Source organism: Burkholderia sp. ABCPW 14 (assembly GCF_001523835.1).
Taxonomy (GTDB): domain Bacteria; phylum Pseudomonadota; class Gammaproteobacteria; order Burkholderiales; family Burkholderiaceae; genus Burkholderia; species Burkholderia mayonis.
In genome coordinates this window covers 1-22,707 of record NZ_LOVS01000119.1, presented here as the reverse complement: position 1 = coordinate 22,707, position 22,707 = coordinate 1, and the positions used below count along the sequence as shown (strand labels likewise).

General features: G+C 60.1%; 24 protein-coding genes and 2 pseudogenes. 20 read left to right on the top strand and 6 right to left on the bottom strand.

The window, feature by feature from the left end; translation table 11 throughout:
• Positions 1–4: 4 nt before the first annotated feature.
• From WS62_RS19025 to WS62_RS18990, 8 genes are all read left to right on the top strand, one after another.
• Entirely contained in the window at positions 5–670 is a 666-nt protein-coding gene (locus WS62_RS19025; RefSeq protein WP_066573924.1) for a tail fiber assembly protein, read from the top strand.
• A 62-nt stretch (positions 671–732) separates the two neighbouring features.
• Complete coding sequence (locus WS62_RS19020; protein ID WP_066573921.1) at positions 733–1,902, top strand: phage tail sheath subtilisin-like domain-containing protein; 1,170 nt, start codon at positions 733–735, stop codon at positions 1,900–1,902.
• 10 nt (positions 1,903–1,912) lie between these two features.
• Positions 1,913–2,416: a phage major tail tube protein gene (locus WS62_RS19015; protein WP_066573918.1), complete on the top strand. Its 504-nt coding sequence runs from the start codon at positions 1,913–1,915 to the stop codon at positions 2,414–2,416.
• Between the two features lie 75 nt (positions 2,417–2,491).
• The gene (locus tag WS62_RS19010) at positions 2,492–2,794 is read left to right on the top strand and encodes a phage tail assembly protein (protein ID WP_038777192.1); all 303 of its coding nucleotides are present in this window, start codon (positions 2,492–2,494) and stop codon (positions 2,792–2,794) included.
• Positions 2,795–2,881: 87 nt separating this feature from the next.
• Complete coding sequence (locus WS62_RS19005) at positions 2,882–5,290, top strand: phage tail tape measure protein (RefSeq protein WP_066573915.1); 2,409 nt, start codon at positions 2,882–2,884, stop codon at positions 5,288–5,290.
• Positions 5,291–5,298: 8 nt separating this feature from the next.
• Complete coding sequence (locus WS62_RS19000) at positions 5,299–6,180, top strand: phage tail protein (RefSeq protein ID WP_066573913.1); 882 nt, start codon at positions 5,299–5,301, stop codon at positions 6,178–6,180.
• Positions 6,155–6,361, top strand: coding sequence for a tail protein X (locus WS62_RS18995; protein WP_066573911.1), 207 nt, complete (start codon positions 6,155–6,157; stop codon positions 6,359–6,361). The genes WS62_RS19000 and WS62_RS18995 overlap by 26 nt, the downstream gene beginning before the upstream one ends.
• A 9-nt stretch (positions 6,362–6,370) precedes the next feature.
• Positions 6,371–7,423, top strand: coding sequence for a phage late control D family protein (locus tag WS62_RS18990; RefSeq protein WP_066573909.1), 1,053 nt, complete (start codon positions 6,371–6,373; stop codon positions 7,421–7,423).
• Positions 7,424–7,556: 133 nt separating this feature from the next.
• Here WS62_RS18990 and WS62_RS18985 read toward each other — a convergent pair whose 3' ends face one another.
• Complete coding sequence (locus tag WS62_RS18985) at positions 7,557–8,006, bottom strand: RICIN domain-containing protein (protein ID WP_066573903.1); 450 nt, start codon at positions 8,004–8,006, stop codon at positions 7,557–7,559.
• 408 nt (positions 8,007–8,414) lie between these two features.
• Between WS62_RS18985 and WS62_RS18975 the strand changes: the two genes are divergently transcribed.
• The 3 genes from WS62_RS18975 (at position 8,415) to WS62_RS18965 (ending at position 10,392) form a co-directional block, all read left to right on the top strand.
• On the top strand, positions 8,415–8,912 hold the full coding sequence (locus tag WS62_RS18975) for a lysozyme (protein ID WP_066573898.1): 498 nt from the start codon (positions 8,415–8,417) through the stop codon (positions 8,910–8,912).
• Positions 8,912–9,460: a lysis system i-spanin subunit Rz gene (locus tag WS62_RS18970; RefSeq protein ID WP_066573897.1), complete on the top strand. Its 549-nt coding sequence runs from the start codon at positions 8,912–8,914 to the stop codon at positions 9,458–9,460. Before WS62_RS18975 ends, WS62_RS18970 begins: the two co-directional genes overlap by 1 nt.
• 143 nt (positions 9,461–9,603) lie before the next feature.
• Positions 9,604–10,392, top strand: a complete 789-nt coding sequence (locus tag WS62_RS18965) for a DNA adenine methylase (RefSeq protein WP_066573895.1) — start codon at positions 9,604–9,606, stop codon at positions 10,390–10,392.
• 38 nt (positions 10,393–10,430) lie between these two features.
• Here WS62_RS18965 and WS62_RS18960 read toward each other — a convergent pair whose 3' ends face one another.
• Both WS62_RS18960 and WS62_RS18955 read right to left on the bottom strand, forming a co-directional pair.
• Positions 10,431–10,718 carry a hypothetical protein gene (locus WS62_RS18960; RefSeq protein ID WP_059473695.1) on the bottom strand — a complete coding sequence of 96 codons (288 nt, stop codon included), beginning with the start codon at positions 10,716–10,718 and terminating at the stop codon, positions 10,431–10,433.
• Positions 10,715–11,197 (bottom strand): DUF2778 domain-containing protein, encoded by a 483-nt coding sequence (locus tag WS62_RS18955; protein WP_066573892.1) that lies wholly within the window; start codon positions 11,195–11,197, stop codon positions 10,715–10,717. Before WS62_RS18955 ends, WS62_RS18960 begins: the two co-directional genes overlap by 4 nt.
• A gap of 883 nt (positions 11,198–12,080) precedes the next feature.
• Here WS62_RS18955 and WS62_RS18950 point away from each other — a divergent pair.
• From WS62_RS18950 to WS62_RS34165, 5 genes are all read left to right on the top strand, one after another.
• Entirely contained in the window at positions 12,081–12,638 is a 558-nt protein-coding gene (locus WS62_RS18950) for a hypothetical protein (RefSeq protein ID WP_066573889.1), read from the top strand.
• Positions 12,631–14,316 (top strand): adenylosuccinate synthetase, encoded by a 1,686-nt coding sequence (locus WS62_RS34175; RefSeq protein WP_082721088.1) that lies wholly within the window; start codon positions 12,631–12,633, stop codon positions 14,314–14,316. The genes WS62_RS18950 and WS62_RS34175 overlap by 8 nt, the downstream gene beginning before the upstream one ends.
• Positions 14,317–14,325: 9 nt before the next feature.
• Entirely contained in the window at positions 14,326–14,976 is a 651-nt protein-coding gene (locus WS62_RS34170) for a DUF7002 family protein (RefSeq protein WP_082721087.1), read from the top strand.
• Positions 14,977–15,084: 108 nt separating this feature from the next.
• Entirely contained in the window at positions 15,085–16,065 is a 981-nt protein-coding gene (locus WS62_RS18945; protein ID WP_066573985.1) for a DUF3644 domain-containing protein, read from the top strand.
• Between the two features lie 433 nt (positions 16,066–16,498).
• On the top strand, positions 16,499–17,086 hold the full coding sequence (locus WS62_RS34165) for a potassium channel family protein (protein WP_197422870.1): 588 nt from the start codon (positions 16,499–16,501) through the stop codon (positions 17,084–17,086).
• Between the two features lie 178 nt (positions 17,087–17,264).
• On the opposite strand, the gene WS62_RS18940 is transcribed toward WS62_RS34165, so the two are convergent.
• Positions 17,265–17,924: a hypothetical protein gene (locus WS62_RS18940; protein WP_066573887.1), complete on the bottom strand. Its 660-nt coding sequence runs from the start codon at positions 17,922–17,924 to the stop codon at positions 17,265–17,267.
• 470 nt (positions 17,925–18,394) lie between these two features.
• Here WS62_RS18940 and WS62_RS18935 point away from each other — a divergent pair, with 470 nt between their 5' ends.
• From WS62_RS18935 to WS62_RS18925, 4 genes and pseudogenes are all read left to right on the top strand, one after another.
• Entirely contained in the window at positions 18,395–19,534 is a 1,140-nt protein-coding gene (locus WS62_RS18935) for an RpiR family transcriptional regulator (protein WP_066573885.1), read from the top strand.
• Positions 19,531–19,644: pseudogene (locus WS62_RS39045) on the top strand (GSU2403 family nucleotidyltransferase fold protein); the annotation flags it as partial. The gene WS62_RS18935 and the pseudogene WS62_RS39045, both read left to right, overlap by 4 nt.
• Before the next feature lie 181 nt (positions 19,645–19,825).
• Positions 19,826–20,287, top strand: coding sequence for an excisionase family DNA-binding protein (locus WS62_RS18930; protein WP_059576509.1), 462 nt, complete (start codon positions 19,826–19,828; stop codon positions 20,285–20,287).
• Positions 20,288–20,291: 4 nt separating this feature from the next.
• Positions 20,292–20,867, top strand: a complete 576-nt coding sequence (locus WS62_RS18925) for a PIN domain-containing protein (RefSeq protein ID WP_066573883.1) — start codon at positions 20,292–20,294, stop codon at positions 20,865–20,867.
• A 136-nt stretch (positions 20,868–21,003) separates the two neighbouring features.
• On the opposite strand, the gene WS62_RS18920 is transcribed toward WS62_RS18925, so the two are convergent.
• Together WS62_RS18920 and WS62_RS38290 are read right to left on the bottom strand one after the other, a co-directional pair.
• The gene (locus WS62_RS18920) at positions 21,004–21,777 is read right to left on the bottom strand and encodes a TIR domain-containing protein (RefSeq protein ID WP_066573878.1); all 774 of its coding nucleotides are present in this window, start codon (positions 21,775–21,777) and stop codon (positions 21,004–21,006) included.
• 208 nt (positions 21,778–21,985) lie between these two features.
• Positions 21,986–22,216, bottom strand: a pseudogene (locus WS62_RS38290) (hypothetical protein); the annotation flags it as partial.
• Positions 22,217–22,707: the final 491 nt, after the last annotated feature.

Genomic DNA, 22,707 nt, shown 5'->3' with positions numbered 1-22,707 from the left:
TCACATGCTCTGCAATCAATACGACAACGCGACGGGTCAATACGTCGTGAGCTTTCTGGCGGACATCGATCCGCTCAATCCGACGCGCTGGCTCGTGCCGGCGTTCTGCACGACCGAGCCGCTGCCCGAACGGCCGCCGCTGACGTGGCCGTTCTGGAAAGACGGCGAATGGGTGCTGCTGCCCGACTATCGCGGCATGCGGCTGTACCGCACCGACAGCGGGTCGCCGGCCGAGATCACGCGCGCCGGCGTCCGGCCGGACGACGTGGCGCTAACCGACGCGCCGCGCCCGTCCGACGAGCACATCTGGCGCGATGGCGCATGGTGCGTCGACGAGCGGATCGTCGCGCGCAAGCAGCGCGAGGTCGCGATGAGCGACTTCACGGCGCGCATGGAGACGGCGCGCACGAAGAATCGCGGCAAGGCCGATGCGCTCACGGCAGGCCAGCTCGACGCGTTCGAGCGTGCGCTGTTCGAGGCGTGGGCGGCGTATCAGATGGCGCTCGTGCGCGTCGTCGAGTCGGCCGAGTTCCCGGCGTCGCACGCGTGGCCGGATGAGCCGGACGAGGCGGCAATCCGGATCGCCGTCGACGAGAAACAGCGAACGGACGACGAAGCGGCGGCACATCAAGGCGCCGAAGAACCCGCCCCGTCCTCGACGCCTCACTGACCGCCACTCACTCGCAATCGAAGCCGCTCCCCCGAGCGGCTTCTTCTTTTCTGGAGACCTGAATGGGTGCTACCTCGTTTTATCACGGTGTGACGACGACCGTCGTCGACGTCGGCCCGCGTACGATCGCGGTGCCGTCGTCGTCGGTGGTCGGCCTCGTCGACACCTACGCGCCGGGCGCGGATCTCGCGCAGCCGAACGCACCAGTGCGGCTCACGAACGAGCACGACGCGGCCGAAGCGTTCGGCGAGCATAGCGCCGTGGCCTGTGCCGCGCGCGCGATCTTCGCGCAGAGCAAGGCGGCGATCGTCGCGGTCGGCGTCGACAAGCAGGGCGACGCCGCGCAGCTCGCGTCGGACGTGATCGGCGGCGTCTCGGCGGCCGGCAAGCGGACCGGCCTGCAAGCGCTGCTCGACGGCAAATCGCTGTTCAACCTGCAACCGCGCCTGCTGATCGCGCCGGGCCACACGGCGAAGCAGGCCGTCGCGACGGCGGCCGACGCGCTCGCGAACAAGCTGCGCGCGATCGCGATTCTCGACGGCCCGAACACGGACGACGAGGCCGCGATCGCGTACGCGAAGAACTTCGGCAGCAAGCGGCTGTATCTCGTCGATCCGGGCGTGCGCTATTGGGATACCGCGACAAACGTCGATGTCGACGCGCCGGCTTCCGCCTATGCGGCCGGCATGTTCTGCCAGACCGACGCGGCGATCGGCTTTTGGGCGTCGCCGTCGAACAAGGAGATCGTCGGGATCACGGGCACGAGCCGGCCGATCGAGTTTCTCGACGGCGACGAGACGTGCCGCGCGAACCTGCTGAACAACGCGTTCGTCACAACGATCATCCGCGACGGCGGCTTTCGCCTGTGGGGCAACCGCACGCTGTCGGCGGATCCGAAATGGTCGTTCGTCACGCGCGTGCGCACGCTCGACATCGTGATGGACGCAGTGCAGGCCGGCCACAAGTGGGCGGTCGACCGCGGCATCACCGCGACCTACGTGCAGGACGTCACGGAAGGGCTGCAAGCGTTCATGCGCGACCTGCGCACGCAGGGCGCGATCATCAACTTCGAGGTCTACGCGGATGCGCGCCTGAACAGCGCGAGCCAGCTCGAACAGGGCAAGGTGTACTGGAACATCCGGTTCACCGACGTTCCGCCCGCAGAAAACCCGATCTTCCGTTTCGAGGTCACGAATCAGTGGCTGACGGAAGTGCTCGATATCCAATCGTAGGAGGTGAACCTTGATTCCGGAAACACTTTTCAATCTCGCGATGTACGTCGACGGTCGCGGCTTCGCGGCGCGTACGAGCGAAGTGACGCCGCCGAAGCTCAAGATCAAGACCGACGACTACCGCGCGGGCGGCATGGACGTGGCGATCAAGACCGATCAGGGCATGGAGCCGCTCGAAGCGTCGTTCTCGATGCCGACGCTGGAGCGCGACGTGCTGAAGTTCTTCGGGATCGCGGACGGCACCGCGTTCAACGCCACGTTTCGCGGGTCGTTCCGCGACATCCAGGGCGGCACGAAAGCCGTTGCCGTCCACATGCGCGGGATGCTGACCGAAGTCGACTCCGGCACGTGGAAGTCGGGCGAGAAGGCGGAAATCAAATACGCCGCGTCGCTGAACTACTACAAGCTGGAGATCGCCGGCTCGGCGATCCACGAGATCGACGTGTTCGGCTTCGTGCGCATGATCGACGGCGTCGATCAGCTCGCGCAGGTGCGGCGCGATCTCGGCATGTAACGCGAAGCGAAGCAAAGCAACTTTGAACCCGAAGGGGCGCTTCGTGCGCCCCTTTCTCATTGCAAGGAAACGACGATGGAAACGATCACGATCAAGCTCGGCTACCCGATTACGCTCGACGGCGTGCTGCGCGATGCGCTGACGATGCGCCGCCCGAAGGTGCGCGACGTGCGCGCGGCGAGCAAGCGCGCGCAGGACGACGACGAGCTGCGCGAGATCACGCTGTTCGCGATGCTCGCGGACGTCGCGCCCGACGAGCTCGAACAGATGGACATGGCCGATTACGTGGCGATGCAACGCGCGTACGACTCCTTTCGACCCGCTGGTGCGGCTGCACGACAAAACGGTCAAGGCGCTGGCGAAGCGGCTGCTGCGTGAATGCGCGATCAGCCCGCAAGCGATCGATGACCTGACGCTTGAGGATCTGGTGTGGTGGTTGACGGATTGACGTGACAGGGAGCGGATATGGAACGCGGTATCGCGTTGGGGATCGTGATCGGCGGGGCGGTATCCGCGACGTTCGGCAAGGCGATCTCCGACACGCAATCGAAGATCGTCGGGCTGCGCAAGACGGCCGCCGAAAAGGGCATGTGGCAACGCCAGATCGGCGAGACGATCAAGCTGCAGGACGAGTTCCGCCGCCTGCATCGCGCGGGCGACAGCGCGGCCGAGACGATCCGGCGCAAGCTGGATTCGAATCTGCGGACCCTGCGTGACGCGGGCATCGAGGTCGACCGGCTCGATCGCGCGTATGCGCGGCTCGGCCGCACGGCGCGGGGGCTGGATCTGCGCGCGATGGGGCACGAGCGCCTGAGCGGCGGCCGGGAGGCGATGCGGGGCGCGGTCGGCGATTCGATGAAGCTGACCGCCGCGATCGCGGTGCCGACGATGGTGTCGGCGCAGTATCAGGCGATCATCCGCGACATCGCGATCAAGGCGGGCATCGCGCGCACGGGCGAAGAGCGCGCGATGTCCGAACGGATCCGGCGCAATGCGTCGGCCAACGGGATGAACCGCAACGAGCTGGCCGAGGCGGTCAATCAGATGGTGGCGGCCGGCATGGATCTCGACCGCGCGCTCGGCTTCGCGCCGGCCGTCGCGAAGTTCTCGATCGGGCAGGGTGCGACGAGCGTCGAGACGGCGAAGATGATTCAGGCGCTGGAGCAGAACGCGGACATCAAGGATCCGGTCGCGATGCTGAAGGCGCTGGAGGCGATCGCGTATCTCGGCAAGGAAGGCTCGTTCGAGTCGGTCGACATGGCCCGCTGGTTCCCGGTGCTGCTCGCCGAAATGAAGAAGATCGGCATCACGGGGCAGGACTCGGTCACGCAGCTGGGCGCGATGCTTCAGGTGCAGATGAAGACGGCGGGCAACGCCGACGAAGCCGCGAACAACCTGAAAAACTGGTTCTCGAAGATCGGCTCGGGCGAGACGAAGCGGAACTACGAGAAAGCCGGCGTCGACTACGAAGCGAAGATGAAGGAGGCGATCGGCAAGGGCTGGTCGACGCTCGAAGCGTCGTTCGTGCTCGCGCGCGCGTACATCGAGCGCGTCGACCCCGCGAAGGCCAGGCAACTGGCCGAGGCGGCGAAGTCGATCAACGCCGAGCTGGATCCGGCCAAGCGTCAGAAGCAGATTCGCGCGTTCGAAGAGACGATGAAGACGGGCGACCTGTTCACCGACATGCAGGTCAAGGCGGCGCTCACGGCCTACATGCAGAACGCGGACATCTATCAAAAGATGAAGCGTAACGGCGCGGACATCTCCGGGCAGATCCAGAAAGACCTCGATGACCGCCGCGAAACATCCAAGCAGATCTGGAAAGAGGTCGTGGATCAGTGGGACGACGCGATGCGCAGTATCGGCGACGCGCTGCGTCCCGTGACGGATCTCGCAGGCGAGCAGGTGAAGCAAGCGGGCGGCAAGGTGCGCGACATCGTCGATGCGTCGCCGCGTGCGGCGGCGGCCGTCATCGGCGTCGCGGGCGCGGCGATCGCCTATCGCGGCGCGCGTGCGGCGTGGTCGATCGGTCGCGGCGTGCTCGACGTGGCGCGCGGCGGGCGCATGGCGCGGGATGGCGGCGGGAAGGGCGGCAAGGCGGCGAAGAATGGTCGTGGCGGCCAGGCGCTCGACGCGCTCGGTGCGGCGGCCAGCGGCGTGCAGCGCGTGTTCGTCGTCAACCTGCCGGGCGGCGGCATCGGCGGTGGATCGGTCGGCGACCTGATCGCGAGCGCGGCGGGCGCGACGACCGGGAAGGCGGGCCGAGGCGGGCGCTTCGGGCGGCTCGGCCGCGCGCTGGGCGGTGTCGCCGGCCGCGTGTTGCCGTATGCGGGGAAGATCGCGCTCGCCGGGACGGTGCTGAAGGTCGGGCTTGCGGCGAAGGACGCCTATGCGGTGGCGGCCGGCGGCGACACGCGCGCGCGCAAGGCGGAAAACTTCGCGGGCATCGGCGGCAGTCTCGCGGGCGGCGTCGTCGGCGCGAAGCTCGGCGCGTCGATTGGCGCGTTCGGCGGGCCGATTGGCGCGGCGATCGGCGGCGTCGCGGGCGGGGCGATCGGCAGCTTCGCCGGCCAGAAGCTGCTCGGGGCGCTCGCCCGGTGGACGACTCAGCGACGCGGCGACGAGCCCGACGCCGCGCGCGCGGTCGCGAACGCGAAGGCGCTCGTCGCGCCCGGCGTCGCCGAGCGGCGCGCGTTCAAGGTCGAGCAGCAAAACAGCTTTGCGCCGGTCTTCCACATCAAGCTGGACGGTGGAGCCGATCAGGCGATGGCCGACCGGCTGCTCGCGCGGATCAATCCGCAGATCCAACGCGCGATGACCCAGTCGATGGACCGCAACAACCGGTCGGCGCTGTTCGACGCGCCGCACTTGTAGGAGGGGCGATGGATTTCGTGAAAAGCATCACGCAGGCGGCGACGCAGGCCAGCATCGCGGCCGAACGGGCGCAGCACGTCAGCCGTGTCTACGAGCGCAATCGCGCGGCGAGTCAGAACACGGTCGACACGTTGACGAAGCTCGCGACGGGCAACCTGACGTCGGCCGCCGAGCTGCTGAACGGCGCGAGCAGTGCGCTGTCGGTCGCGACCGATCTGAGCCCGAAGGTCGGCGAGGTGACGCGCGGGTTTCGCGCGACGGCGGGCGCGGTCGGCAGCGTGCTGCGGATCGCGAACGCCTCGAACCATCCGCAGATCCACGCGGCGGCGCAATCGGTGACGGGGGCGCTGAAGGGCGTCGAGACGCAATTCGCCGCCGTCGTCGGCACCGACACCGCGAAGGCCGTGAAATCGGTGTCGCAGGCGACCGGGCTCGGCGCGGTGTTCGATTCACTGGGCGCGGACACGGCATCGGCTACCCCACATCTGCTGACGCTGACGACGGATGAAGGGCGGCGCTTCCACTTCGGGCTGTCGACGGCCGCGTACGACAAGCTGCGGCGCACGACGCGCTACAAGGTCGCGTCGCAAGAGCGCCTGAACCGGCCGGAAGCGTTGCAGGCAGTCAGCCAGGGCGGCGAGACGATCGTGCTGTCCGGCGTCGTGTTCCCGGCGCTCGGGGCCGGCACGCGCCAATTGGAGGCGTTGCGCGCGATCGGCGGACGGATGAAGCCGGTGCAACTGACGGCCGGCACGGGCGACGTGCTCGGGCGCTGGTATCTGCAAAGCGTTGAAGAGGAACAGGAGGCGCTCATGCCGGATGGAGCGCCGCGTAAGCAAACCTACAGTCTGGAGTTTGGCCGCTATGGCGAGGACTTTAAGAACATCTGACGGCGACGTGCTCGATACGCTTTGCTACGCCGCGTACGGCACGCTGAGCGGCACGGTCGAAGCCGTGTATGCGGCGAATCCCGGCCTCGCGCGCGAGCCGCAGCCGTTCCGCGCGGGCGTGCTGATCACGTTGCCGGATCTCGACGCGCCGCGCGACGAGCCGATCCAGCTGTGGTCGTGAGGGCGGGCGATGCAGGCGATATTCCAGATCATCGCGAACGGCGCGGACATCACGCGCACGATTCAGGATCGCGTGCTGCGGATCCGGACGACGGACAAGCCCGGCCTCGAGGCGGACGAGTGCGAGATCGAGCTCGACGACCGCGACGGCGTGATCCGCTTCCCGCCGAAGGGCGCGACGCTGAAGATCTCGCTCGGGTGGGCGGGGCAAGGGCTGTCGGCGCTCGGCGAGTACGCGATCGACGAGATCGTGTTGCGCGGGCCGCCGGCGACCGTCGTGATCCGGGGCCGGCCGGCGAACCTGCGGGCGACGTCGAAGACGCACCGTTACGGCAACTGGTCGAACGCGAAGCTCGCCGATGTCGTCGGCGACATCGCCCGGCGCAACAAGTGGGCGGCCGCGTGTTCGATCGACGTCGTCGTGCCGCGCGCGGATCAGTTCGGCGAAAGCGACTTGCACTTCGTCACGCGGATCGCGCGGCAGTACGGCGCGACCGCGACCGTGAAGGCGGGCAAGCTGATCGTCACGCCGATCGGCGGCGGCAAGAGCGCGAGCGGCAAGGCGCTGCCGGCGCTCGTGCTCAGGCCGGATCAACTGATCGACTATGAGATTGCGTTTCCGGATCGCGCGAGCTTCGCGGCCGTGCGGACGAAGGTGCATGACGCGAAGTCGGGCAAGAAGATAGATCTGACGATCCCGAATCCGGATGCGCCGCCCGGCGCGGCGGCCGTGCATACCGAGCGGCACGCGTTCGCGAGCCCGCAGGCCGCGAAGGCGGCGGCACACGCGCGCATGACGAAGCTCAACCGGCACACGGCGACAAGCCGCATGCGGATGCTCGGCCGCGCCGACGTGTCAGCGGAGAAGACCGTGACGCTGAAGGGTTTCAAGCGCGACGCGGACGGCGATTTCCTCGTCGAGTCGGTGACGCACGAATACGCCGGCCGCAGTTGGGAGACGGAAGTCGTGCTGACCGCCGGCAACAAGGGCAAGGCGAAGGCCGGTCACGGCAAGAAGCAGGCGAAGAAAATCAATCTGGTGATTCCGGTGCCGATGAGATAGATCGTGCGTACCCTAGTTCGGGAAGCCGTTTACGTGCGATCACGACGGTTTAAATTAAAGAGTGCGTATGGAAAGAATTTAGATTTTAATTCGCCGGAATGCTATCTATTAGCGTTCCGGCGAATTGGTTAAATTACTTCAAATTGGTTAGTTGCTCGACAAACTGTGAGCTGTATGGGGAAAGAATCCACTGCTGAGCCGGTGATCCGTTGGAAGTGTAGACCCAGATGGTGGATCCGTCGGAAACTTTGCGATTGTCGAGGTCGATGCAATATTTTGTGTTGGTGTCGTTTTTAAAAAAGCTATCCTTATAACGCCATTTCTGTGTTTTCGTGACGTTGTCGGGGTCGTAAGTGCTAAGAATTAAGGGTGATTGATCTGTGAGATTGGCTGCATCGATGATCAGATTGTCGGAAGATGAGTGAAGAGCAATCGTAAAATCATCTTGCACTTCCCATATATATTTGCTCGGATCGGGATTTTTTCGGAGGTCGAGAAGTACGACGGATTTGCCCGCCATTTTATCGGTGACGCCAATCGCAAAATTCTTTTGGGCTGCGTATTCGATGATGTACTGACTCATTTTTAGACTCCAATTATCCAATTAATGGCGGGCGGTAGAGAGGCGATAGGGGCACTCTTTGTGCTCGTCCTATCAATTCCCGGAGATTGAATGCTAAGATTTTAAATGGAACTGTGATACTGCCAATTTTGGTGGGTGAAGCGATTTTCTGAAGATTAACTAGATGAGTGTGAGCCGCTGCGAAATAGTTCGGGCGGCTTTTTTTATGGGGTCGATTATTGTGAAAGGCGAAATTGCAGCGAGCGCTGCGAGGAGCGCCCCGCCGGTTGCATCGTCGCTATGGCTGTGGGCATCGGGACACGATGCGAACTGGTGGGCGTCGCTGCTCGTGTCGATGCTGACGGGCGGCTACATCTGCCTTCAGTGCTACTACCTGATCAAGAACAAGGGGCGTCGAGGGGGGCAAGCGTGATCAAGGTGCCGAAGAAAACGCTCGTGTGTGCCGTCGGGGCGATCGCGGCCGGTGTGCTGGCGGTGGCCGTGCCGAAGTTCGAGGGCGTCAAGCTGGTCGGGTATCTCGACCCGGTCGGCATCCCGACGAAGTGCATGGGTGATACGCGCGATGTTGTCGTCGGCCAGGCGTACAGCGAGGCCGAGTGTCGCGCGTCGCTCGAAGCGCATCTGATCACGCACGCGGAAGCGGTGCTTCGATGCACGCCGAGCTTGAAGGCGCGTCCCTATCAGCTCGCTGCCGCCGTGAGCTTCGCGGACAACATCGGCCCGACGGCCTATTGCAGCAGCACGACAGCGAAGCGCTTCAGCGCGGGCGATTTGCGTGGCGCGTGCCGCGCGATGAACGAGGCCGACGACGGACGTCCGCAGTGGGTGACGGCGCGGGGCCGGGTGTTGCCCGGCTTGGTGAAGCGGCGCGCGGAAGAGCGCGCGATCTGCGAGCGGGGGCTGTGATGCCGAAGGCAGCCATTCCGTATTTGTTGGCCGCGCTGCTCGGCATGGCGGCCGGCGCAGGCATCGACCACCTGATCAGCGCACGCCGGCTTGCCGACGAGCAGGCCGCACGAGCGCTCGATGCGCAACGGCACGCCGAAGCGTTGGGCGCGATCTCGCGCGCAGCGCTCGACGCCGAGCAGCGCGCGATCGCCGCGCACGACGCGGCGGCATCGCGGGTTGCGGCCGTCGACGCGAAAACCACGAAGGAGAGAAACAAGCATGAAGCCGAAAATCGCAGCCTGCGGGCTGCTCTTGGCGCTGGCACTGAGCGGCTGCGCGTCGTCGTCCGAAACTGCGCGGCAGCCGGTCGCGACGGTCTGTCCGGCGCTGGCAGCCCCGCCGGCATGGGCGATGGTGCCACCGCCTACGCGGACCTCGACGGAGCGCTTGCGGAGCGCGTTTTTGCCGTCGCCGGGGACGATCAGCGCGAGATCGACAAACTGACGGCCCTACAGGGCTACGTGTGTGCGGTTCGGCCCGAGACGCCGAGCTGCGAGGAGAAGTAACGAGAAACAGGGCGGCCGGCGTGCGTGCGGGAACACGCGCGACGGTCGCCTTTCCACTGATAGCGCCAGTGAATCAGCCAAGGCCCTGCTACCTACCGGTAGGCGGGCCGGATTCTACACCAAGTTTAAAAACGGCTTTCACAATGGCAAATCCCATCATTCCTTGGATCGGCGGCAAGCGTCGCCTCGCGGATCACATCATCCCGCGCTTTCCGAAGCACGACTGTTACGTCGAGGTATTCGCGGGCGGGGCTGCGCTTTACTTCATGCGACCGCCCGCCAAGGTCGAGGTGATCAACGACATCAACGGCGAGCTGGTGAACCTGTATCGCGTCGTTCAGCACCATCTCGAAGAGTTCGTGCGTCAGTTCAAATGGGCGCTGACGAGCCGTCAGGTGTTTGAATGGCTCAAGCATACTGTCCCGGAAACCCTCACCGATATCCAGCGTGCGGCACGGTTCTACTACCTCCAGAAAAGTTGCTTTGGCGGCAAGTTGGAGGGGCAGACGTTCGGGACGGCGACGACTACGCCGCCCGGCCTGAACCTGCTGCGCATTGAGGAGGAACTGTCGGCCGCGCACATCCGACTCGCGAATGCGTACATCGAGCGGCTTGATTGGGCGGCCTGCATCGATCGTTACGATCGGCCGCATACGCTGTTCTACCTCGATCCGCCGTACTTCGAAACGGAGGGGTACGGCGTCGCGTTTCCGTTCGGGGAGTACGAGAAGATGGCCGAGCGGCTGCGGTCGATCAAGGGGCGCGCGATCGTCAGCCTCAACGACCATCCGGAGGTCCGTCGTGCGTTCGACGGGTTCCACATCGAGAGCGTGCCGATTCAGTACACGGTGGGCGGGGGGAAGGGCGTTGATCGTCGCGAGCTGATCATTTTCAGTTGGGACGATGCGGCGGAGCCGGCCGGGTTGTTCTGACGCGGTGCGTTATGGCGGGACTCCCGCCATAACGCAATTCAGGGTGCTGCCTTGCGGGCGATTGACCGCTTGATGATAACGTTCGCGAGCGTGACGAGCACGCCGACCACGATGATCGAGGCGATGAGAATCGCCGTCATCGCCAACACCTCCATATCGTCGGGATTCGCGAGCTCGGGATGTCCGGTCAGATTCAGCATTGCTCGGATGCCGTCATCGAGAAACCCCGGCATTTCGATCGGTAGTCGGATCACGATGTTGGCAAGCGCCCATCCGCCCACGAGCGTAATGATCGTGTTGAGCGCACATTTGCCGAGCTTTTTCATTTCACGTCCACCGTGCCGTAGGCTTTGAGGTTCGTGCCCGGTACGGCAAGGTCCGGGCCATTCTTGCGAAGGAATGCCGCAAACCTCTCGAAGCTGACCGCGTTCGCCACGGTAATGCACCCCTCACTCAATCCCATCGCGCCGATCGGATGCAGGCGAAACGCGCCGCGCCTCACCTTGCCGACATAGGTGCTATCGCCTGTGTCCTTGTTCCACAACATGAACCACTTCGTGTGGTCGGATGTGCCGTAGCCGAATTTGCCCCACAGGTCGTAGAGCCATCCTAGGTTTCCGCCAGATTGGCGATCGACGATGTAGTAGGTGCCCTTGGGAATCGGGCCGATTTTCTCAAGCGAAGTTGCGTTCGGATTGTCCCGTCCCGAGCTGCGGCCGGAGAACGCGGGTAGGGTACCTACGCCGGGACAATGAAAAGCGGACGTCGGCTGATTGTTCAAGACGAATGTGCAGCGGATCGGCATCGCTCGGCCCTTATTGTTCTAGACGCACGTAGTGTACATGCCGGCGAAATGTCGCCGCACCCGGTGAATATGTCAGGTGCGGATGTCAATTTTTAAGCTCAACTACGATCGATCGGCGGAGCTGTGTGAGCTCGAATGATTCGACGACGGCGCGACTGCGGCCACTGCTGGGGCGATCGTATGCGGATATCTGACCGAGGGCGGTGGTGTATGCAAATGGCCGCTCCGGGTTGGCATCGACCGGTTGAATCCGCAGCCAGGAAGCGTCATTCGCCCGTCCCGTTGCTCGGCCGCTCAGACACGGCGGTTTCGTTCAGGCAAGCAGCCGCTGATGAACGTTGCGTTTCCCCACTCAGCGGCTACCTTGGATCGTTGCATCGCATGGTATCAAGTGCAGAATGGCGGGTTCACAGGATTTCTGGCGATCATCATCGATCGCCCAAGAGCCAACAGCCGAGTTGGTACTGCACTGTCGACTCGACAATCTGTGCTCGATGATTGAGAGGGGGGGGATCAGGGTTATCGATAATGATGAATTCCCTATCCGAATATGGCTAACTGTTGAAAAATATTTGCCATATAGTCTGGATAAACACGTACTAAGCGAGGTCTGCGGGAAGCAGCATAAACTGATTCACGAGACCGCTGTGTGGCGAGAACCCATCGTCTGGGAAAACGTCATTTATTCGATGGGGCTGCTTTGTGCGCGCACATTGACGCGTCGCCAATGCTTGTGAGCAGAAATTCTGCAAATCGACATAAGGCGCTAATTTTGCAGTGGCCAAAAATATGTCTATTAAGCAGTTGCCAAATCGGTCGCGGAATCTGCGATAAACATCAGGTATGTAACCAATAGGCTGTTCGTTGCGACGCGGGGGCTGCAATGACGGTTAAACGATTACTGCTGCTGAGCGGAGCCATGCGCGCCGGCAAGAGTTCCGTTGCTTACGCACTGAAAGAAAATCACGATTTCTCAGGAATCAGTAGCGGCGGATATTTGCGGACTTGTGGCAAGCGGGGTGCCGTTTCAGACATGCGTTCGTGGTTACAGGAAACGGGTGACCAGCTCGACATCGAAACGGACTTTGCATGGGTTGTGGACGCGGTCACCATTCCGGCTATAGCCGCAAGCCCTTCAGTCGAGAATTGGCTTTTTGATGCGGTTCGCAAGCCTCGCCAGGTCGAGCACTTCCGCGCCCACTTCGGGCAAATTGTCAGACATGTCCATCTCTCTGCGTCAGAGGATGTTCTGCGCGAGCGCTATGTAGTTGGAGTCGCACCAGGCGATGCGGCCTACGTTGCCGCGATTACACATCCCAACGAAATTGCCGCTCGGTCACTTGGCGCGATGGCAGATGAGATATTTGATTCCACCACGCTTCGCGCAAGCGACATCGCTGCTCGGATTATCGACGCCTGGTTGGGGGTAACGCATGAATAACCGTCAGATTGTCATCGTTAGCGGGAAAACCTGTAGTGGTAAGACTGGACTTGCCAATCTACTTGAACAGGAATTTCAGTTCCGCGTTGTCCGTGCCAGGCAGGTATTGGTCGACTTTTGCAATACCGAAATCGATGCAAATGAAAGGGAAAAGTTGGCAGTACGGGGACGGCACGCAGATGAAGCCACCGATTCAAGGTGGCTGCTGCATGCCACGCTTGAGGCAATAGAAGGTCTAGACTCGACTAAGTCAGTGGTCGTGGATCATGTCGGCAGCCCTTCGCAAGTAGCTCAATTTCGGCAAGTATTTGGGGAAAACCTCATTCATGTTCACCTATACGCAAGCAAGGAAACGTTGCAGGAGCGGTACGCCAAAACGGAGGCAGCAAAGAAGAATGCTCTCTCGTATGAGGAAGTAGACCGCCTAAAAGATGAGAAGGACATTGTCGCGCTCAAGAACGATGCCGATGTCCGCATCTACACTACTCGTTCCGATGCCCAAGATACCTTAATCCGCGTCGCCGCCCGCTTGCATTTGTTCACTCCGCCTGATATCCGGTGCGTCGATGTGTTGATCGGTGGTCAGTATGGCAGCGAGGGCAAGGGAAATGTAGTTTCGTACCTCGCTCGCGAATATGACGTAATGGTGCGAGTCGGCGGGCCAAACGCAGGACATACTGTCGCCAGCACGAACGGACCTTATACATATCATCATTTGCCCTCTGGGGCTCGCGACGTGGATTCTCGCTTGCTTCTTGGTCCCGGTATGACCATTCGTCTCAAAGGTCTATTCGATGAGATCTGCGACTGTAGCATTGGCCCGGACCGATTGTTTATCGACCCACAGGCGACGATTATCGAGGACGAGGATATCGAGAGTGAAGGCCGGCATCTCGTCTCGACTATTGCGTCGACTGGCAGCGGCAGCGGTGCTGCTACAGCTCGACGTATCGTTAGTCGTGGCAAATCACATTTTCATATGGCACGGGACGTCCCCGCACTCGCGCCGTATGTCGGTACACCTGGAAATTATCACGGTGCCACCACCGATCGCTTGGAAGAAGCCTACCGGAAACGGCAATCCATCCTACTCGAAGGCACCCAAGGAAGTGGACTAAGTCTCTTTCATGGCACATACCCTTATGTGACCTCGCGCGATACCAACGTTGCTGGTTGCCTCGCGGAGGCCGGCATCTCACCGAGCCGCGTGCGCAAAATTCTAATGGTGATCCGTCCGATGCCCATTCGGGTGGGCGACCCGGACGGCGATGAAGGGCACACTTCAGGTCCACTCAAACATGAGACGACGTTCGATGCCATTGCGAAACACGCGGAACTTGATGCCGCTGCGTTGCATAGCGCCGAAAAAACCTCGACTACTAAACGAAAGCGTCGCGTCGGTTGGTTTGAATGGGACCAGTTTCGCAGGGCCTGCGCCCTTAATGCACCGACAGATATTGTGCTAACGTTTGCGGACTATATCCACGCCAGCAACCGAAATGCGCGGCGATTCGAACAACTGACGCAAGATACCATCAAGTTTGTCGAAGAGCTTGAGCGTGTTTCGCAGGCACCGGTTTCACTTATAAATACCCGCTTTCCTCGCCATGAGGAGTGTATAGACGATTTGCGTTCGCTAATCGACCGTCGTAATTGGACGGCTCGCTCCCGAGCTTGATGACAACATATGCAAATATCAAAGCTGATTGATCGATACCCGCGTCTCTATCATATGGCTGAACGAGACACCTGGGAAAGCATAAAAAGGCGTGGATTGCTGAGCACAAGCGCAGTGCTGGATCACTTCGGAGTGGTAGGGGCGGATCGATTGAGATATGAAAGCCAGCAGCGTCCGATTAAGATGGAAGTGATTATTAATCATCCGGCCAGCATTGTACTTCGTGATCAGAAGCCAATGCCTCGCGCACGGCTTATAACGGCATTGCAGAATGGTATTACCCCTGAGGACTGGTATCGCATCATCAACGCCAAGGTATTTTTTTGGGCGACGAAAAAACGCCTCCTCGGTCTTCTCAATGCTAGGGATTACCGCACGTTGGAACACGACGTTCTCATCATCGATGCGGCACCGTTCATCAGTGCGTATGCGAATCAGATCTGGCTTTGTCACATGAATTCAGGGAACACTTGGCCTATTCCACACCCGCGCGGCACGAACACTTTTCGACGCATTTCAGATTATCCAGCCGGTCGTTTGGGGCAACCTTTAAAGCCAGTGGCAGAGTTGGTGGTTGATCACGGCGTCCCGGATATTGCACATTACGTAGTCGAAGTGATCCGAATGAGGGGGGCGGAGGTTATTAGGCGGATACTGTGATTCGCTGCACGATCGACAGTGTCTGCAAGCAGGGTGGCACCTCAAATACAAGGGTAAACCGCAGGCCCCCCAAACTTCTATTAGAATCGATCGTTGTTTGCTGACTTCATGAGCACACGTAATCGAACAGTAGGGTCCTTAGCGCTGGAGCTCCTCGCGAAATCGCGTGAGGCGGCACTTTGTGCAATTCGTGCCTTTAACGACCCTCACACCTCATTTAAATCAGAAACATTTATCGTTCTGATGGTTATTGCGTGGACATATCTTTTGCACGCGCACTATCGACGAAAAAGAGTTGAGTACCGATACTTCACCAAGGAAGGAGCTAGGCGTAAATTCGATCGGACCAAACGCGGAGCATTCAGATATTGGGAGCTTGAGCGCTGCCTGAATGAAAAGACGTCCCCTATCGATAAGGATACTGCTAACAATCTTCGCTTTCTCGTTGGACTTCGTCACGAAATCGAACATCAGATGACCAGATCACTCGACAACTTCCTCAGTGGACGTTACCAAGCTTGCTCGCTGAACTACAACGAGTATGTAAAGAAACTGTTCGGAAAGCGACACGGGCTCGACTCGTATCTCACGTACAGTATACAGTTTATCGAATTGTCCGAAGAGCAGGTTTCCGGTACGTCAGCACACGGGCAAATTCCAGAGAGACTTCGAGCCTATGTCGCGGAATTTGATGCTGCGCTCACTCACGACGAATACAACAACCCGAGGTACTCATATCGTCTACTGTTCAAGAAAAAATTGGTGAACAAGGCCGGACAAGCGGATCGAGTGATCGAATTTATTGATCCAAATTCCGAACTCGCCAAGACGATCGACAAGGAGTACTGGGTCAAGAAAGACGTGGAGCGCGCAAAGTATCTCCCAACTCGGGTTGTCGAAGAGATTCGCAAGGCCGGCTTTCAAAAATTCCGAGTGCAGCCGGACCACGTAAACATGTGGAGGAGCGAAGACGCAAAAAATCCGAGCAAGGGGTATGGCGTGCAGGTAGAAGGCGCGTGGTACTGGTATGAAAGCTGGATCAAGCGCTGCATTGAGCTCTGTAAAGCTGCCGGGGACAAGTACACGTAACGAGAAAACCATTACCCTTCCGTTGACGACTCACCGAGCACACAACCGCAGGTATGACCGTTGTATTTTGGAAGCCGTCCTTGACGCGGCGCAGAGCCAAGTGGCAGAGGTGGGTCGATCTGGGACGGTCGTGCGTCACAGGGCGGTGGCCGGCCGCGTTCGGCCAGGAACTGCCAGTCGCAACTTCCATCAAATTGCCGAATAGCGGCCGTTCAAGGCGCGCTCTTGTTGGGCTGGCGGCACCGCGCAGAATCCTCATGCCCACGTTAGTTGAGTCTGGCTATACCGCGCATATGCTATCTGGGCTGGGTGTTGCAAAGTTGCTTCAGAATCGCTAGCGCGTCTGTTAATGGTAGCTGGTGCAGCATATAAAACTGGACCCACGGGTCTATATATTCAGTTAACTCGCCGCCGCTATGAATGGAGGCATCCCGTGAAGAACGATGGCGTTATGCAGTTGATGGTGGCCCCTGCAGCCGAGGTCAGGCGGGATCTGCGAAAGAACCTCCCGTGGGTTTTCGGTCTTCTCATCGTCACTGTTGCATACGTATCAGTCAGCTCAGCTTCGATACGTGCTTTCGAGAGCGGGTGGACTTTCCTGCATGCTTGTTACTTTACCGTTATCAACATGACGACCGTTGGTTTTGGTGATGTTGTACCACTTACGCACGGGGGAAAGGTTATCGCAGGAATCAACGCATTTGCCGGGTTACTTCTTTTTGGCACATTGGTCGCTGTGTTGGCATTGGCGTTACAACCATCGGGTTGGTCAGCCACGCTGACGTCCTCCGAAAGCTCGAACGATTCTGAGCGTACTGCGCCTCACCGTGCTGGTAACGACCGAACAAACGCAGTCGAGAACGGGGTAGCAGATTTCTTGGAGGGACTCGCCAAGGTTATACGAGCTGCCGAAGATCGAAACGAGGTCGGTACGCGGGAAGGGCGAACCAGAATTCGGATTCTTGCTGATGGAAATTCCCCGCACTTTATCGAAGTCTATGTCGACGTTCGTGCGAGCTAACCCCCGATTGCCTTGATTCACTCGATGCCCTGCTCAATGCGCTTTCTTGACAACCAGTGGGCGATGGCGTTCAGCCTTCTCGAAAGCAGACGTTCGCTATCGGCAGCAATGGGTCGCGTGCTGCCGATCGCAGCTTGGCGAGATTCGGGCTGCGTGTACCGATTGCATGAGGCGCGATTCATTGCTGCAGCTCGCGCGCATCGGGGATGAGCACTTCGACGCACACATCACCGACTATCACCCCGTCCTTAAGGGTGTATGGAACCTTCGACGGGGAGTCTTCGTACTTGGCAATGCCCGCTCGGCACTCGGGCTCGCTGTTGTAGCGGCGCATCGATATGATGCCCCCGTCGCTCCACGTTTCCTTGGCGCTGCCAACTTGCATACGTACTTGCGTAATGATCCAGAATTTATAGCTGTGATCGTCCGGGTCTTTTGGGCACACCGTGTAGTGGCCCTTGGCGTCTGGGTGTGGTGCCCCGAGATTAGGCTTGCCTCTGCACGCATACTCTCTGGGCAATGGCTGCCCAGTCAAATGCGAGCGCTGCTCGTACAGGTACGAGACAAAGCCGATTGCATCATTGCTCGCTTGCATGGCGTCCATGCATTGGGTGAATTGACTATTGGCGTTGTTGGGCAGCCCTAGATCGCGTTGTCCCATTGCATAGCCCGCATTGCCGCAAGTGGTGTCGGCGGCCTTGCTTGCCGCTGTCTCCGCCTGCTTTGCGTCAGCGATGCGCGCGTCGAGTACCTGCAGGCTGCTCGCATCGGTCGCGGCGATCGCGTGAGCCGCGAGGAGCAGGGCTGCCATAGCGGCTACAGCACGCATCAGTTTCATGGTCCCCCCGTTGCTTCGTCCCGGATTAGGATACGTCGGTGATTGACCTAACAAGCGCCGCACTCTCGTTCGCGTTCTCCGTCCCGAAAACGGTCAGATTCTACGACCGCTCAGGGTCGAAAGCGGCCGGTCTCAAAAGGGGCAAGCGTAGGTCTTGGCGTAGCTTTTCGATCAATGCCTTGTCAGATATGGCAAAGAGACCTCTGCATCACTGGCGTGTGGCCTGCGAGGACGTCGGTCGACGGAGTTTTCATGGGTCCGGCGGAAAGTTACTTTGGACGCGCGAGTTTACCAGTGACCCTTGTGCGCCGGTGCGATCTTAGCCATTCGATCAGTTCTTGTTCCTTATATGGAGTGTTGGAAGTGCGCAATCCCGCTTGCCTTGATGTGACCGTAAGCGTAACATGGCCGTGTGAATTAACGTGGCCATGTGATTTGACATGGCCAACTGAAATGCATGGGTAAGTGATATGAGCGACCTACACTTCGTAACCAGAGCCGCCGACCGCCTCGCGCGCCACTCCGTGCATTCGCTTTTCCAAAGCCATGGCTGGGACGTCGTTGAGAAGGGCGAGGACGGCAGGGGTGGGGATTTCATTCTAACGAGCCCCCGTGGCCAGACGTATCACGTCGTATTGAAGGCGCTGACCGAAGGCCGTGCCGATCGCGCGATCCCGCTATTCTCGCAGGCTCTGCTGGAGTCGCGCGCACGCGCGAACGCACGGCAAGACCGATCACGCCCGGCTGTCGTCCTCTGGGTGGGAATCGCATCGCCCGCGCTTATCAAAAAGCTGGTGAGCTTCCATAGGGAGTACGGGAACGGTGAGCCGCTTGCCATCCTCTCCGACGTGCCCCTGTACGCAGATTTTCCGGAGCTGCAGGCCGATGAGCAGCCGGTGACCGTGCGGCGCAGCAGTCATTCGGCACTGCCGACGCTCGTATTCTCCGACCTCGCCCAATGGATGCTCAAGCTCCTGCTCGCGGTCGACATCAAGCGCGAGAACCTGATAAGTGCCCCGGAGAAGATATACATGACGGCGAGCGAGCTTGCGCGCGAAGCTGGCGTTGCGGTCATGACCGCTACTCGGCTCATCAATGCGCTGAAAGTAGAGGGCCTGGTCGAGTTTGCGCCCCATCTGCGGATCGTGCAGCGACGCAAGCTTGCGCATCGTTGGAAGGCAGCGTACGTGAAACCGGCCGCCAGCGTGCCGATGAAATTCCTGGCGGGAGGCCTTCCCGAGGAGCAGCAGTTACGAAAGACGCTCAAGCGCGAAAACGGGGCGACGCTCGGGCAGTTTGCGGCGGCCAACGCTCTGCGCGTAGGGCACGTTCACGGTGCCATAACGACCCTGTGGGTGCCCGATCTCGCAGCAGCTGAAGGCTGGCGGGGCTTGAAGCGTGCGCGCGAGGGCGAACGGCCGGATGTGATCCTGAAGCAGCACCAGTACCCTCAATCGCTGCTTCGCGGGCGCGTCATGTGTGATGGAGTCTGGGTGACCGATATCATCCAGACATGGCTTGACGTTTCCGCCGACCCGACGCGCGGTGCCGAGCAGGCCGCCGAGCTTGAGCACGGCGTTCTGGCAAAAGTAGTAGGAGAGAAAGTATGAGCAGCTTCGCGGAATTCAGCAGACTTGCGTTAACCCTGGAGCCGTGGCGCCAGCACATCGTCTTTGTCGGCGGATGGGCATTCCGGTTGTACGGGTACGAGCCGCGTGCTTAGTCGCCGCTCGTGCATCGCGATTGGGTGGCAGCGCGGCCGGTCGTATGTTCATTCCCTTTTTATGAGCGGCGGATATAGGGGACACCTTCCTTTCGTTTCGGATATTTCGAATTGGTTGCTGTTTCGAATATTTCGATTTATGATGTCGACACTTTGCTTGATATCACCGAGATAGATCATGAACACCACTGTCACTCCTGCGGTCCTCCCGTCCGAACACGAGGCCGAGCTCGCGCGCGAGTCTCGGCGGAATTTGGTCACGGTCGTGAACAGCCACGCCGAGACTCAGCAGTTTGATTTCAAGGACGAGAAGGGGGATACGCATACGGTCACGCTTCCGACCTCGGCATTGAGGCTGCTAGACGAGATCCTCCATCAGATCGGAAATGGCAACGCAGTGTCGATCATTCCAATCCATGCCGAATTGACGACCCAGCAAGCCGCCGACCTTCTGAATGTCTCGCGTCCGTACCTGGTTCAACTTCTTGAGCAGGGCGAGATTCCATTCCGGAAGGTAAATACGCATCGACGCGTGATGTATCTGGATCTGATTCAGTACAAAAACAAGATCGATGCGAACCGTCTCGACGCGCTGGCTGAACTGACGGCCCAGGCGCAGGAACTTGGAATGGGATATTGATTGGATGTCGTCGAACTTTACCGTTGTCTACGATGCGTGCGTCCTATATCCGGCTCCGTTGCGCGACTTGTTGATGCATCTCGCGCTGACGGACCTGTACCGCGCGCGTTGGACCGATATGATTCATGACGAGTGGACCAGGAATTTGCTCGCGAAGCGAACCGACCTGAAACCCGAGGCGATCCAGCGTACGCGGGAACTGATGGACATGCATGTTCGCGACGCGAAAGTTGAAAACTATGAGCATCTGATCGCGGTGATCGAGTTGCCCGACCCTGACGACCGTCATGTCGTCGCGGCGGCCATGCATGCTGGGGCGGAACTCATCGTCACGATGAACATCAAGGATTTTCCCAAGGAGCGGGTCGCAAAGTACAACGTGTCGGCGCAGCATCCCGACGACTTTATCGTCGACTTGTGGGACTTGAACAAGCACAAGGTGATGGAGGCGGTCGCGCGACATCGCAAGTCGATGAAGAATCCGCCGAAGTCAGTGGAAGACTATCTCGACACGATGGCCAACCAAGGTCTCGTACAGACGGTCGACGCGCTGCGGCCGTATGCGCCTTGGGCTATCTGACCGAGGGCGGTGGTGTATGCAAATGGCCGCTCCGGGTTGGCATCGGGCGGCCGAATGCGGCCACGACCAGACGTTCGCGACTGTCGGCTTTCGGACAGGTGATGAGCACCGTTGGGAAGTGCTCAAGACACTGTAATCAAAGCCCGTAGAGGTGGGTCAGCTCGCGCTGCAGAAGGTGGAACGACGCTTCGACGGTTCCCTTAGGGAAAGGCGAGTAGACCAGACCGTAAAGGTTCGAGGGAACGTTGACGCCTTCCTCGTGAAGCAGGATGACGCGACCGCGACCGTAGCGGCCTTGAAAGAAGCCGATCTCGTGCATGACGTTCTCTCGGGCGCGCTTAACCCCAGCGCCGTCCACATCGTCGCCTGTCCAAACGATCACGGCCGAGTCGCAGCGATCCGCGTTCGCGATCAGCTTCTCGATGATCGTTTGGCCGCCGTTGTACTCCTGGGCAAGTTCGATGGTCTCGATCCGCACATCCTTCTCAATGAACGGCTGAACCTTGCGCCACTCTTCCGTATTGCCGTGAGTTATAAACACTCGGCGAGGCCTCTCTGCTGCTGCGGGCGCTGCAAGCTCGCTATTTGCGCGAATTTCAAAGATCTGCGAGATGTCGCGAGCGAGTGCGAGCATCTGGGCGCGGCTGTACATATTTGATGGCGGATCAGTTGCCATCGGAGTGTCCGGCTCGGTGTCGATCTTCCGAAGCTCGCCGAACAGTTCGGGCATTGCGGCGCGTAAGGTTTCAACGTGTTTCGATGTCTGTTCAAAGTAATGACCAACGTCGCCGCGCTTATGGTGACGTCGCGGCTCCTTCATGTCGCCGCGTCCTACTACCTCATCTGCGGTGTTTTGAATCGCCTTCAAAAGGCCGGCCAGCTTTGCCAGAGTTGCTTGAATTTCGGCCATACGTGCTCCCTGATTAACGCTACGGTATTCGCAGCGATCACGGACTACTTTACAGCAGGATCCATCCGTCGAGCACATGCTCGCTCGACGTCCGGTCTCGGGCAAGTTGGTTGGATCGTTGAGTGGCAGCTCCGGGTCGGGAGCGGCCGATCCTGAAAAAGTCGAGCGTAGATTTTAGCGTAGCTTTCTGATTCAAGCCCTGTCAGATAAGGCGAAAAGACCTCTGCATCATCGGCGTGTGTTGTGCGGCGGCCGTTGCCGCTGCGTCGGAGGAGGCGTCGATTTGGGTGGCCATCTTGCGGATATCTGTCTGCGTATACGGAATTGAGTGAGAGTTTACCTTGTCGGGCCACCGCGCGAAGCTGGCCGGATGGCTAACGCGTTCGCGCGGCGGCGATTCGTGCGCGCCGCACGTCGAGATGGCGGGCTGGCGCGACATTCTGCGTCCGTCGGATCTCGACCCGGGCGGAAGGCAAGATTCGCCATTGCGTACGTGCGGCATTGACTGCGCGGCTGCGTTCGATTCGTTAGGCGCTGTCATCGTTCGCGCCCGATTCGAGATGTTTCATCAATCGAGGTCGCCCCAGTGCTTCGCCGAGACACATCGCGCGCGACATCGACGGTCGCCGCGCGTATGTACGTGCGAACGCTTTCCAACCGTGCATTGCTCTCATGAACGTGCGATGCATGTGTTCGGGTGCGACTGCCCGCCAATTTCCGGGTGCGAATTCAAATGCGCGATTGATGCATCTCGCATTAATTCGGGATCGCATTATTCATTGTTTTATTTTTCATGCGCGATGAGAGGTGGCCGCGCAAATTCGGACAACCGGATAAGTGGAACGGCTGGGGCCTGAGCCAGCGATAATGCAGGCAAAGGAACCCAAGAAATGACGAAGAGAACCCGAAGGACGCACTCAGCGGCGTTCA

What these genes read in the sequence shown, in the direction of transcription:
- WS62_RS19025 (WP_066573924.1), top strand. Translation starts at nt 5, where the DNA reads ATGCTCTGCAATCAATACGACAACGCGACGGGTCAATACGTCGTGAGC.
- WS62_RS19020 (WP_066573921.1), top strand. Translation starts at nt 733, where the DNA reads ATGGGTGCTACCTCGTTTTATCACGGTGTGACGACGACCGTCGTCGAC.
- WS62_RS19010 (WP_038777192.1), top strand. Translation starts at nt 2,492, where the DNA reads ATGGAAACGATCACGATCAAGCTCGGCTACCCGATTACGCTCGACGGC.
- WS62_RS19005 (WP_066573915.1), top strand. Translation starts at nt 2,882, where the DNA reads ATGGAACGCGGTATCGCGTTGGGGATCGTGATCGGCGGGGCGGTATCC.
- WS62_RS19000 (WP_066573913.1), top strand. Translation starts at nt 5,299, where the DNA reads ATGGATTTCGTGAAAAGCATCACGCAGGCGGCGACGCAGGCCAGCATC.
- WS62_RS18995 (WP_066573911.1), top strand. Translation starts at nt 6,155, where the DNA reads ATGGCGAGGACTTTAAGAACATCTGACGGCGACGTGCTCGATACGCTT.
- WS62_RS18990 (WP_066573909.1), top strand. Translation starts at nt 6,371, where the DNA reads ATGCAGGCGATATTCCAGATCATCGCGAACGGCGCGGACATCACGCGC.
- WS62_RS18985 (WP_066573903.1), bottom strand. Translation starts at nt 8,006, where the DNA reads ATGAGTCAGTACATCATCGAATACGCAGCCCAAAAGAATTTTGCGATT.
- WS62_RS18970 (WP_066573897.1), top strand. Translation starts at nt 8,912, where the DNA reads ATGCCGAAGGCAGCCATTCCGTATTTGTTGGCCGCGCTGCTCGGCATG.
- WS62_RS18965 (WP_066573895.1), top strand. Translation starts at nt 9,604, where the DNA reads ATGGCAAATCCCATCATTCCTTGGATCGGCGGCAAGCGTCGCCTCGCG.
- WS62_RS18960 (WP_059473695.1), bottom strand. Translation starts at nt 10,718, where the DNA reads ATGAAAAAGCTCGGCAAATGTGCGCTCAACACGATCATTACGCTCGTG.
- WS62_RS18955 (WP_066573892.1), bottom strand. Translation starts at nt 11,197, where the DNA reads ATGCCGATCCGCTGCACATTCGTCTTGAACAATCAGCCGACGTCCGCT.
- WS62_RS18950 (WP_066573889.1), top strand. Translation starts at nt 12,081, where the DNA reads ATGACGGTTAAACGATTACTGCTGCTGAGCGGAGCCATGCGCGCCGGC.
- WS62_RS34175 (WP_082721088.1), top strand. Translation starts at nt 12,631, where the DNA reads ATGAATAACCGTCAGATTGTCATCGTTAGCGGGAAAACCTGTAGTGGT.
- WS62_RS34170 (WP_082721087.1), top strand. Translation starts at nt 14,326, where the DNA reads ATGCAAATATCAAAGCTGATTGATCGATACCCGCGTCTCTATCATATG.
- WS62_RS18945 (WP_066573985.1), top strand. Translation starts at nt 15,085, where the DNA reads ATGAGCACACGTAATCGAACAGTAGGGTCCTTAGCGCTGGAGCTCCTC.
- WS62_RS18940 (WP_066573887.1), bottom strand. Translation starts at nt 17,924, where the DNA reads ATGAAACTGATGCGTGCTGTAGCCGCTATGGCAGCCCTGCTCCTCGCG.
- WS62_RS18935 (WP_066573885.1), top strand. Translation starts at nt 18,395, where the DNA reads ATGAGCGACCTACACTTCGTAACCAGAGCCGCCGACCGCCTCGCGCGC.
- WS62_RS18930 (WP_059576509.1), top strand. Translation starts at nt 19,826, where the DNA reads ATGAACACCACTGTCACTCCTGCGGTCCTCCCGTCCGAACACGAGGCC.
- WS62_RS18925 (WP_066573883.1), top strand. Translation starts at nt 20,292, where the DNA reads ATGTCGTCGAACTTTACCGTTGTCTACGATGCGTGCGTCCTATATCCG.
- WS62_RS18920 (WP_066573878.1), bottom strand. Translation starts at nt 21,777, where the DNA reads ATGGCCGAAATTCAAGCAACTCTGGCAAAGCTGGCCGGCCTTTTGAAG.